Origin of the sequence: Pseudomonas sp. WS 5503 (assembly GCF_012985385.1) — a bacterium.
Classification (GTDB): Bacteria; Pseudomonadota; Gammaproteobacteria; order Pseudomonadales; family Pseudomonadaceae; genus Aquipseudomonas; species Aquipseudomonas paracarnis.
The window spans coordinates 1-10585 of the sequence record NZ_JAAQWI010000021.1 but is presented as its reverse complement, the minus strand read 5'-3'; the positions used below and the strand labels follow the sequence as shown (position 1 = coordinate 10585).

At 57.7% G+C, this 10585-nt stretch carries 7 protein-coding genes; 5 read left to right on the top strand and 2 right to left on the bottom strand.

Annotated features, from left to right (window positions below; translation table 11 throughout):
- Positions 1-82 precede the first annotated feature (82 nt).
- From HBO10_RS30915 to HBO10_RS30900, 4 genes are read left to right on the top strand one after another with little or no spacing between them, the layout of a single operon-like run.
- Positions 83-1372 (top strand): site-specific integrase, encoded by a 1290-nt coding sequence (locus HBO10_RS30915; RefSeq protein ID WP_088177152.1) that lies wholly within the window; start codon positions 83-85, stop codon positions 1370-1372.
- Complete coding sequence (locus tag HBO10_RS30910; RefSeq protein WP_088177151.1) at positions 1365-3095, top strand: site-specific integrase; 1731 nt, start codon at positions 1365-1367, stop codon at positions 3093-3095. Before HBO10_RS30915 ends, HBO10_RS30910 begins: the two co-directional genes overlap by 8 nt.
- The gene (locus HBO10_RS31615) at positions 3092-5131 is read left to right on the top strand and encodes a hypothetical protein (protein WP_169922254.1); all 2040 of its coding nucleotides are present in this window, start codon (positions 3092-3094) and stop codon (positions 5129-5131) included. The genes HBO10_RS30910 and HBO10_RS31615 overlap by 4 nt, the downstream gene beginning before the upstream one ends.
- A 22-nt stretch (positions 5132-5153) precedes the next feature.
- A complete protein-coding gene (locus tag HBO10_RS30900) occupies positions 5154-5576 on the top strand; it encodes a hypothetical protein (RefSeq protein ID WP_079379915.1) in 423 nt (140 codons plus the stop codon).
- 67 nt (positions 5577-5643) lie between these two features.
- Here HBO10_RS30900 and HBO10_RS30895 read toward each other — a convergent pair whose 3' ends face one another.
- Positions 5644-8334: an AAA family ATPase gene (locus HBO10_RS30895; protein ID WP_165563247.1), complete on the bottom strand. Its 2691-nt coding sequence runs from the start codon at positions 8332-8334 to the stop codon at positions 5644-5646.
- A 422-nt stretch (positions 8335-8756) separates the two neighbouring features.
- A complete protein-coding gene (locus HBO10_RS30890; RefSeq protein ID WP_169922253.1) occupies positions 8757-10289 on the bottom strand; it encodes a hypothetical protein in 1533 nt (510 codons plus the stop codon).
- A 23-nt stretch (positions 10290-10312) separates the two neighbouring features.
- Between HBO10_RS30890 and HBO10_RS31155 the strand changes: the two genes are divergently transcribed.
- On the top strand, positions 10313-10585 hold a 273-nt coding region (locus HBO10_RS31155; RefSeq protein ID WP_222937101.1), incomplete at its 3' end, for a hypothetical protein.

The window sequence follows — 10585 nt, the reverse complement described above, 5'->3', positions numbered from 1 at the left end:
GATAAGAGTAAGTTGTATAGTGTGGACGCATAAGCTATTGAGTTCTATCTATGGACATTGTTAAGCGTCCCAGGGGCGTTGAATGGCGACGCTAGAGCGCATTCATTTCGTGCCCCATTACCTCGTGCGCAGAGAGAACGCCGTCGCATACTCCCCCAGTAGCAGCCGGCCATCCATTGAGGGCTTGCCCCAAATCTTTTGGGCAGACTATGCACCTTGGAGGGAGGCAAACCTGTGGGCAGTGGAGCGAGCAACGACTGGTGACGCTTCTCTTAAGACCGTTGCCAGTAACATGAATGGCCTTCTCAATTACGCTAAATTTCTTGAATCTCGTGATTTGCAGTGGTTCGAGTTTCCCGCTCGCAAAGCTGACCGCTGCCTGGTGCTATACCGAGGGGCGTTGATCAAGATGCGCGATGCCGGCCTGGTCAGCCCATCCACGGCGTCTGAGTACATGCGCAATTGCATCATGTTCTATCGGTGGGTAAGGCATAGGGAGCTTCTTTCTCCACACGTCCAGCTGTGGCGGGAAAAGCCCTACGTCGTTAAATACTTCGACCGGGTGGGGTTCGAGCGAACGATCAGCGGAACCACCACCGACCTCAGCATCCCGAACCGTAAGCGTCCAGGCCAAACGCTTGAAGATGGGCTGTTGCCAGTCTCGGAGACCGATCGCGATGCAATTCTGGATTTCGCCGCAGAGAACGCCACGCCCGAGCTCTACCTCATGTTGGCCCTTGGATTTTTTACCGGGATGCGGCTCGGCAGCATCTGTGATCTCAAGATTCAATCTCTGGAGCGCGCCGCCCCCGACCCTTCCGCTGAAGGGCTTCTACGCCTTGCAGTTGGTCCAGGCGCAGCTCCGCCAGTGCACACGAAATTCGGTGTGACTGGCCAGGTCTGGATACCCGAAGCGTTGCGTGATGAATTGCTGGAATATGCCAAAGGCTGGCGGAGGATGGAACGAGAGGCGAAAGCCTCGCCTGAGAATCGTGACTTGCTGTTCTTGACCCGCTTTGGTAACGCCTATGGCAGGCGCGGAACCGATCAGTCATCTGCTGTGAATGTTGAGATGTCCGAGTTTCGAAAACGGGGCGTCAAAGCAGAACTACAGGTGCTCCGTAAATTCCGCTTCCATCAGTCGCGCTGCACCTTCGGTACCGAATTGGCACGTCTGGCACTATCGGCTTGTTCCGATGTCGCTATTGTAATTGCGACGGTCAGCGACGCGTTGCTCCACGGGCCTAACTCTGAAGCCACCACCTTCAAATACATCCGATTCGTACAGGCACTGCCGATCAAACAAGCCCTCTCAAATAGCTTCATGGCGGCATTTAGCGGGATCGGCGCTGGGGCGCGGTACGATGGATAGTTTCGAATTCGACCTCACTTTCCCGATGCTTGAGTATGGGGCCACTGAAACGCCCTGGGACCTCCGGCCGCTGCTGTTTCGCGGAGGTGCAGCAGCAAAGGTGAAGCATGTGGGCCGCCAGATCGCGCAGGGCCAACTCGGCAGTCCCTTGCCGGAACGTTTCGAGCTGGTGACGCGGCTGCATGAGCACATGACTGACGACCTTGCTGGTGGCGGAAGTCGCTTCTCGGTGCAGAACAAGATCAGTGCATTGCGTCGATTCTTTGCCTGGATCGATTCAGAAAACGTGAATCTCAGTCTCGAGACGGCGGCCGACACGTTCATTCGTTGGACCGATCACTTGCTCCAGCGTCATCGAGTCGAACGTAATTTCAGTGATGGGTCCCTGTACGATCTCACCAGGCTCACGGCGACGATGCTGGACCGAGCATTGGACCGCCAAGCAAGCCTGAGCAAGAGCACACGTATTCGCAAGCCGCGCGGCAAAGGCAAGGTACATACGAGCAAAGCGGACAAGCAGAGTCTGCAAAACACCTTCGCATTCGGACACCTTCTAGCTGACGTATGCGAGGCATTGACCTGGAGGGGGGCAATGGCCCCCCTCCCAGTGTGTATTTCGTTACGCACCGGCCAAGTGCTGGAACTATGGTCGGGATTGCAGAGGCCCGAGAAAGTAGCGGCCCGCCGTACCAGGCCGCAAAATCAAGCGCAAATCGAAGCATCCCTGGCGGCGCGTGCCGCCCACGATGCAGATCGGACACTGCGGACCCGTTTCCCCATCGTCAATTTACGGATCGAGAGTGAATTGCTGATGTTCATCGCCCAGACCGGTCTGAACCTCCAGCAAGCACATACCCTGCGGGTTGAGCAGTTTCATTACACCAGCCACTTAGACGGCTACCAGGTACGTACCTACAAAAAACGACGGGAAGGAGAAGTGCTATTCGAGATTTTTGCCAGTTATCGAGAGTGGTTCGAGCGCTATCTCGAATGGCGTTCCGAATGGTTTCCCAATGAGCGGGATGGTTTGCTCTTTCCGCTTATACGTAGCGGGGGACGAATCCTAGAAGAGGCGACGCAGTTCACGAACGTTACGCGTATCTGCCGCGAGCTTGGCATACCGATAGTGAGACCGCGAAAACTGCGCGGGACGCGCATCAACTGGTTGCTTCGGGAGTCCCAGAATCCCCAACAGGTTGCGGAGTTGGCCCAGCATACGGTGCAAACGCTGATACGCGTATATGCCGACCCCCATCCGCAGATCGCTATGGTGGAAATTACGCGCTTCCATCAGCAAACCGATCCGTCCCTTTCACCTCCTGCTCCTGGTAGATGTGTATCGGCCACACCTGAACCAGTGGGCACGATGCCGAAGAATGGTCCGCGACCCGACTGCATCAATGCTGCCGGTTGCCTGTTCTGTACCCAGCACCGGGATATCGAAAGTGAGGATCATGTGTGGTCTCTCGGTAGCTTGCGCCACCTCAAATCGCTTGAACTGGCACGCTACCGCCCACCCAGTTCGGGTAAGCACCTGACGACAGAGCATCCGGCCCTGCTGGTGATCGATCGGCTGACGGCCAAACTGCGCTTCTTCGAAGAAAGTAGCGAGGTCCGCAGGCTTTGGGTCGAAGAAGCCAGAGCGCGCATAAGTGAAGGTGACTACCACCCGGCCTGGGATGGCTTCATCCAATTGGCAGAACTGCGACAAAGATCAGCATGACGAAAAATATTCTTTCCGAACTTGGCCTCGGCATCGACTCGCCCCTAGCGATTCCTGATGCGCCGAACTACCGTCCGCCGTGCTGGCCACCACAGCGTGATTGGCCGGTCATCATAGATGCCGCTGGCCAGGTGGTGAGCCGTTGGGGCGATGCCATTTGGCGGCTCGACGCGTGGGCGGGAAAACGGCTCACTCTCAATTTCGGCGATGGCCCAGCTAAGAAATATGTCGCCGCGATCGATCCTGCGAACGCCGATTTATTGCGGACCATAATCGGCTGGTGGCTATACGGCCCCAATGGAGCCCGAGGATACCGAGGCCTGAAAACGCGCTTCGACCAGATGCGTCGGCTGTTCGTCTTGTGCACTCAAGAAGGCATTCTCGCATCCGAACTGAGTCATTTTCCGCGCGTTGCCGACCTTCTCCCGAAGGTGCTCCAGGCTTCCCGGTCCGGTGAGTTTTTGGCATTGCTGCACGAACTGTACGAGCGGCGGGATGCGCTGGGGTTCACCTTGTTGGATCGCGCAGGGTTGGCACGCCTCGCAGCGGCCATGCCCGACCACCAGAAGCTCCAGACCCCCTATATCCCGCCCCGCATTTGGCACTATCAAATCACACGCTTGCGTGAATGCCTGGATGACTTTTTGGCGCATCGAGGCCAAGTCGAGGAGTGCTTCCGCTTCTGTCTGGCTGCCTATCGGCACAACTCTGCCAGTCTCCAAGGACAACGCAGGCCACAATCGTTCTATCCGTTTCAGTGGCCGTCGGATGGATCAAACGGAAAGTGGACTGGGCGGCAGTACTACGGCCCATTCATCGACACAGCGCATCGGTTTGGCATGGTGGAACTATTTCGTCGCTGGTTGGGAGTGAGCGACGACGAAATTCGCATTCAAACTCTGAGTCGCTACCTCAACCTCGTGAGCCGATCTGGACTGTGCTATCTGCTGAATTTCAGCCTCATGCGAGTCGAAGAGGCTTGGAACCTGCGCGCCGATTGCTTGCACATAGAACGTGATCCGCAGTTTGGCGACATCCATGTATTGCGCGGACGAACGACCAAGACGATGTCGGATTCTGAGGCACTCTGGGTGACGTCCCCGTCAGCTCAGGTGGCAGTTGAAGCCATGCGTGTGGTCGCAGACCTCCGCGCAGAATGCGATTCTCCCCCCGGCGAGGCCTCGGTGCCGGATGATCCGGCCAAGCGCTATCTGCTTGATTATTGCCTTGAACCGTGGGGAACGAAGCTCACCAAAATCAACCGCACGATTCGGCCATCGATTCCGAGCTATGCCCATGTGCTTCAGTGGTTCGACAAGCTGTTCGACCCTGAGCAATTGCGCATTACGCCGGAAGATTTCGCATTGGCTCGGTTGGTGACGCCGACGCTGACCGACGAGTTTGCGGTCGGCAAAATCTGGCCGTTGGCCTGGCATCAACTCCGACGAACCGGCGCAGTGAATATGCAGGCATCCGGGCTGGTCAGCGACGCTTCATTGCAGTTTCAGCTAAAGCACGTCGCCAGAGCGATGAGCCTCTACTACGGGCAAAACCATTCCAGGGTACGGCTGGAAGAGAAGGCCCATACCTACTACGTCCGCACCATGTACGAAACTTTGGGTAGGCAGCTGCAACAGCTGACGAGCAACCGATTCGTCAGCCCCCACGGCGAGAAGCGAAAATCTGAGATTGTCCGCCTGATCTCAGCCTCTGATGCTAAGAAAGCGATCAATCTGGCTAAGAAGGGGACGGTCACTCATCGACCGATTTTGCTGGGCATCTGCACGAGCCGTACCCCCTGTCCCTATGGGGGCATCGACAATATCGCTCGCTGCGGAGGGGGCGATTCCCCCGGAGAAACCAAACCATGTGCGGACGTTCTCTATGACCCCGAGCAACTCGACGAAGTCGAAGTGTTGGAGGCGGTATTGGATGAGCGCCTGGCCGCTGCCGAGGTAGATAGTCCGCTAAGGACTTCGTTGGAAGCCCAGAAACGTAGTGTGGAGAATTATCGCCATGTCATCCGGCAAACCTGAATCCGCTGACTCGGCTAAGCGAATGAGTGCCGGCGAGCAGTATCGCGCAGCGTTCGAGCGGCTGAAGAGCAACAAGCCCGAACGACTGCCGAAGGGGACGCCTGTAAGTCAGAACAACGTTGCCAAGGAAGCCGGCAGCGACCCCTCTGCACTGAAAAAAGCTCGTTTCCCCCTACTGATCGCTGAGATCCAAAAGTACGTGGAAGGACACGCTGAGCAACGTCCGCCATCAGTGCGCCAAGTCAGCTTATTAGCCCGCAGAAAAAATCGTGGACTTCGAGAACGGATCGAGGAAATCACGCAGCAGCGTGACCACCTAGCCAGCCTACTCGGTGAGGCCGACGCCACCATTCTTGAGCTGTACGACCGTATTGCGGACTTGGAGCGCCAACTGCCGGCCTCCAATGTGCTTCCTCTTAATCCGCGAGGCCACAAAAAACTTTGAAACGGAGAGCTCGCAATATTCGAAAGAAACACAGCCATGCCCGACCAGCCCGGCATGAAACGTCGGGCTAGCCGCCGAAGAGCTTCTTGCGTTGCGCGGTCCGCTCCCGGCGTAGATTCTCGTAGGCAGTTCGGCGTTTAGTCGCGTTTTTGATTAATTCCAGGACCTGGGCGATATCGCCGAGCAACTCCTCGCGCGCGGGAAGCGGTAGTTGGCGCTCGCCTGGGGTGTCGTGGGCCTCGGTAGCTTCGCAGGCCCGCGCATACACTGCCAGCAACTGCTCCCACTCCTCTGCGGGGTGGCCAATGACAGCACCAAATGCTTCTACGCTCACCACATCACTGAACGGCTGGACGGTATTGTTCAAAAAAACCTCGCGGATTGCGCGCTCGACAGTGCCTCGGAGGCTTGAGTATCCCGATGCAATTTGCCGCTCAAGCTCATCATCCGGGTCGCTGCCGACCGGAACGTTCAGCGCTTTCGCACGACTTTCGAGATCGGCCAGGCGGGCCTTGGTGTCCATCGTCGCCCACGTCAGCCCCTCGCTCACTAGTCCCGGCGACTCGTCCCAACCGATGGTCTTGTAGCTGGCCGAGCGATCAGCACGCTGAAGCGCCATCGCGAGCTCGGTCAGGAACACCGCATCATGGGTGAACACCAGCACTTGGCGGGTCTCAGCCAGCGCTACCAAACGCCGAGCTATGGCCCGACGATATACGTGATCCAGCGACGTAGACGGATCGTCGAAAATAACGGTCGAAGTATGTGGCAGGGATTCGAGCTCGGCGAGGAACATAGCCATCCCCAACGCGCGCTGCTCGCCCTCTGACAGCACCTTGGAGGCTTTCGCCGTGATTTCCTGCAGGCGCAGCGTGACCTTGGTCACCCCCAGCTCTGTGCGCCCGCTCAGGTCGGGTTGCACCCGTCGCTTATAGCCCAGGGCTTTCAACTCAGCATTCATGGAAGCGGCCAGAGCCTCGGTCACATGCGTCGCCGCCAGGGACGTCAGTTTGCGTGACACGGCCGCTGGGTTGAGGGCGGCATGGCAGCGGCTCAATGTGGCATGGACCTGACTGTCCTGAACAAACCGCTCCACCGCGCCAAGCTGGTTGGCGAGGCGTTGTCGGGCTTCTAGCTCTGCCAGTTCTTGGGTCAGCGCCAAGCGTACAGCGGGATCGGCAGAGGTCCGCAGGGTATTGGCGTCGACTCGGAGCGAAGCAGCTTTGGCGGCGAAGAGACTATCGAGATTTGCTTCGATAGGAAGCGGTTCTGACTCGGGGGACCAGTTTCCAGTTTGCAGGGCTTGGCTAACCCAAGTATGCCGGGCGGTCCAGGCCGATGCCGCTGCGGTGGTGGCAGCGTGTAGGTCGGGCAGTCGCTCCTCCACGTCAGCCCGTGTTGGCACATCCAGAACGTTTAGATCGACAGCCTGCACCCTCCCTAGAGCGTTCATGCGCGCAAGCGTGGCGGCTTGCGCATCCGCCGTGGCACTGTCGGCGACAAATGCCGCGAAACGCCGCATGCGCTCCGAGGCATCCGTTGAATAAGGTTGCTGGCAGAGTACGCAGTAAGCGTCCGGTTCCAGGTGCGGGAAGGGATGTTCAGGGTATGCCGTCTGCTGAGAGAAAGCCTCAGCGGCTCGGTACATCGTTTGCCAGAGTTCAGCTCCTGTGCCTTCCAGCAGCGTGGCGGTGGGTGAGGACGTTACCGGCAACTCCATGGCGTTCAGTGTGTCTCGATCCTGAAGACGCGCTTGCGCCAATTGCATGGCGAGATGCGCGGTTTTTTCTGTTGTAATCAGTTCCTTTGCCCGTGCTATGGCACGATCATTCACCCAGCGCTGGACTTCCTCGGCTCGACGCTGCGCCTGGTCCAAGCGTGTCGCCAAACGTTCCAAGGCCAGCGCCTGCGGCACAGGATCGCTTTCCAGTAATGTCCGCTTCAGAAACTCCAGTCGCCGGAGTTCATCGTCACCGACCGTCCCTAATCGAGCAAGCACGGCGCGGTCCGAGTCCCCACCTAATTTTGCGATGTAGCGGCCGACTTCGGTGTCACCCTTCAGCGGTTCGAATTGCCGTGTATCCAGAGCCAAGGCATTGCGTTCGGTCCCAATCCGTGCCTGTAAATCACGCTGAAGTAGGACCAGGCGCGTCAGATGAGTGAGTCCGTAGGGCTGAAATGCAGGGGTCCCTTCCGCGTCGATGTAGTCATTGGCACAGGCCGCGTCGTAGACCGAGACCGAACTCAAATGCAAATGGGCCGGCCCGTTCTGGGCCCAACGTGCCGTTTCCGGAGTGCCATCCACCAAAATGGCGAAATCTGCTGATGGCGGTCTAGCTGGGGTTGCCGCCCCAAAAGCGTCGGGCAGGACCTCCACCCGATGCCGAGCGTTGCAGGCATTCTTGAAGACGCGGGCGTAGCCGGATTTGCCGGCACCGTTATGACCAAAGAAAATGGTCATGCCCTCCGGTGCGAGGTCAAAGGCACGACCGGACGGGAAGCCGTTTACCTGGTCTAGCCCCGAGACACCCACCAACCGCACGGTTGCGCCACTTCCGGCGCCTGGTACGTCGTCCAATGTGAATGGCCGTGCTCCCTCCGTGGTTGCGTCTTCCCGTTCTTGCTCGCGAACCATTCGCAGAATGGTCTCGATGTCATCCTGGGCTAGTTCGGCCCGGGCAAATATCCGGCGCAGTGCTTCCTGCTGCCAGGGTCTGAGTCCGCCGGCCCACCCAATAATCTCGTCCAACAATGGCATATCCGTCTCCTTTCCAGATCCGCCGATTAAAGGCCGCGCCCAGTTGGATGGCAAGTGGCCGGCGCCTTCGAGGTGCTTCGCCGTGTTCCGTTTGCCTGCTTTCCTGACCGCCACCCTAGTGGCTTGTCCGGTCGTGACGCTACACGGGCAGAATTTCTGCATGCTGACCAGTATCAAGCCGCTCTAAAGTCCGCTACCGGAAAGCGCCGTTTAGCGGTGAGAAACGGGGAAAGTGCGGAAGCTACTACCGACGCAAGCGATGTGGTGAGCAGTCCTCAGGTATGTGCGAAATTGCACTCCTCTTGATCACCAATTTGGGTTGGCGTTGCCCACGGATTGCGTTCAACTTGACCAGGGCGTGTCACTGTCACGACCGTCAGAGAACAGCCACGAGCAGCCATTTATTGGACTCCTGCCAACCCTCAGCGGACGTTTGGTTTAGCCTGCGAACTTGGCAACGATCCACTCAGAAATTTCTTGTCATTCACCCAGTGATAACGGTCTGGATCTTTTTCCAGCAAGGACGTCCGCATTGTTTCTCGCCAAGCGTTGTCCGCCCGGAGGAAGATGCCCCGTAGTTCGGTGTCAATGATCTGTTTGCTGGCACCGCGCTCCTCAGCCTTGGCGTACCAGCCATGCCCGGCCGCATAGTCGCCAAGCTCCATACAAACAGCACCTATCAGCGTGCATGGTCGGAAGTTTCTGGGTTGTAACTCATGCCCCTGCTTGCCGAGCTGAAGTGCCTCTTCCCGCCGCCCAAGATCGCGCATGGCACCACCGCGGGTAGTGCAAATGGCTGAGTGGATCTTGGGCTGTTTGAATCTGTTGGCCGGCACACTAGCGAGTAGTTCAAGTGCTGACTCGGGCTGATTGCACTTTCGAAAGTGACCACTGGCGTTGATTGCGTTCCATGGGTCCTGGGTGCGCCGGTACTCATTGCTGGCGAATTCGGCTTCGCGCAGATGGTAGGTTTCACGCAGCACCTCAGTGAAATACACATGGCCCTCGGTTTTGAGCCAAACAAGATCGTCAGGTGCCATTCGATTGCCGGCCTCCAGGTTCTGGAGGATATCCATCAATCGTGGCTTCAATGACTGAGCGTTGGCGAAAATTCCGTACTTCTTGCGCAGGATGTATGCCGGATCGCTTTCGCGAGCAAGGCGATCGGCCTCCGCAGCTTCTCGCCGGCGTTTGGCTGCCTCGACCAGTTCTAGGCGAGCAGCTGCGGCAGCGTCAGCAGCATCGAGGTCTGAAATATAGGACTCGTAGCTGGCTTGACCAGTCGCCAGCGCAAACAGCCCGGGGTACCCCTTGACCTTGAGGTAGTTCAGATAGGCCTCGGAAAGCGGACGGCCTCGATAGAGAGCTTCCAGGATATTGCTCAGTGGGGAGGCAACCGCACCTTGCAGGTGGCTCACCCGGTAGTGCCGGGCAATATCGTTGGGAGTCGGAGCTATGGAGCCGGGGTCGCTCATGCGGGCGTTGTACATGGCTTCAGCAACCTCGCAATTACGCTTGCGCTGCGCCTCCCACTCGGTTTCTCGGGCAACGCGAGCTGTCTCAGCAGCCTCGTACTCTCGATCATACTTCGCCTTGCGAGCAATACGGGCAGCCTTTGCTGCTTCGCGCTTGCGTTTTGCCTGCTCGGCCTCCTGGGCCAGTCGTTCAACTTCCTTGGTTTGGTGCTCTAATCTGGCCGCCTGCTCGCGAGCTACTAACACTGGGTCTAAAGCCGCGATGAAGGCTTCATATGTGATCTGACCGCTCGCAAGTTGATGCAGTTCGTTGAGATTTTGCTGCCGTAGGTAGCTCAGCGACAATGCAGTGAGCGGTCGCTGATGAAACATGCTTTCGAGGATATTGCTCAGACGAGTGTAGGGAATGGTCGCGCCGGTTATGCCACTGACGCAGAAGTGACATGCGATGTCGTAGAGAGTTGGGCGATTCAATTCCATATAAGGGGGGAGTCCGTTCTAGCTTGAGTATTCTGATTTGGATTCTCTCACAGATATCGGAAGTCAGCTCTTGGCCGGTTTCTGCCTGTTGCGTCTCTGCTGCCCACTGGCGTCGGATGCACGCGGTGGTCAGTACCAATGCAACTGACTGGTCAAATAGGTGCAATTGCGCAGGTATGGACTTCAAGCCCCAATTTCCTGGAAAAGAGGTTCTTTCTATGGACATCCGGCATCAGAGATTGAGTAGCGGAATGTCTGAGCTGAAATCATGTCCATGGCTGTTCTTCTTTCCTTTA

What these genes read in the sequence shown, in the direction of transcription:
- HBO10_RS30900 (WP_079379915.1), top strand. Translation starts at nt 5,154, where the DNA reads ATGAGTGCCGGCGAGCAGTATCGCGCAGCGTTCGAGCGGCTGAAGAGC.
- HBO10_RS30910 (WP_088177151.1), top strand. Translation starts at nt 1,365, where the DNA reads ATGGATAGTTTCGAATTCGACCTCACTTTCCCGATGCTTGAGTATGGG.
- HBO10_RS30890 (WP_169922253.1), bottom strand. Translation starts at nt 10,289, where the DNA reads ATGGAATTGAATCGCCCAACTCTCTACGACATCGCATGTCACTTCTGC.
- HBO10_RS31615 (WP_169922254.1), top strand. Translation starts at nt 3,092, where the DNA reads ATGACGAAAAATATTCTTTCCGAACTTGGCCTCGGCATCGACTCGCCC.
- HBO10_RS30895 (WP_165563247.1), bottom strand. Translation starts at nt 8,334, where the DNA reads ATGCCATTGTTGGACGAGATTATTGGGTGGGCCGGCGGACTCAGACCC.
- HBO10_RS30915 (WP_088177152.1), top strand. Translation starts at nt 83, where the DNA reads ATGGCGACGCTAGAGCGCATTCATTTCGTGCCCCATTACCTCGTGCGC.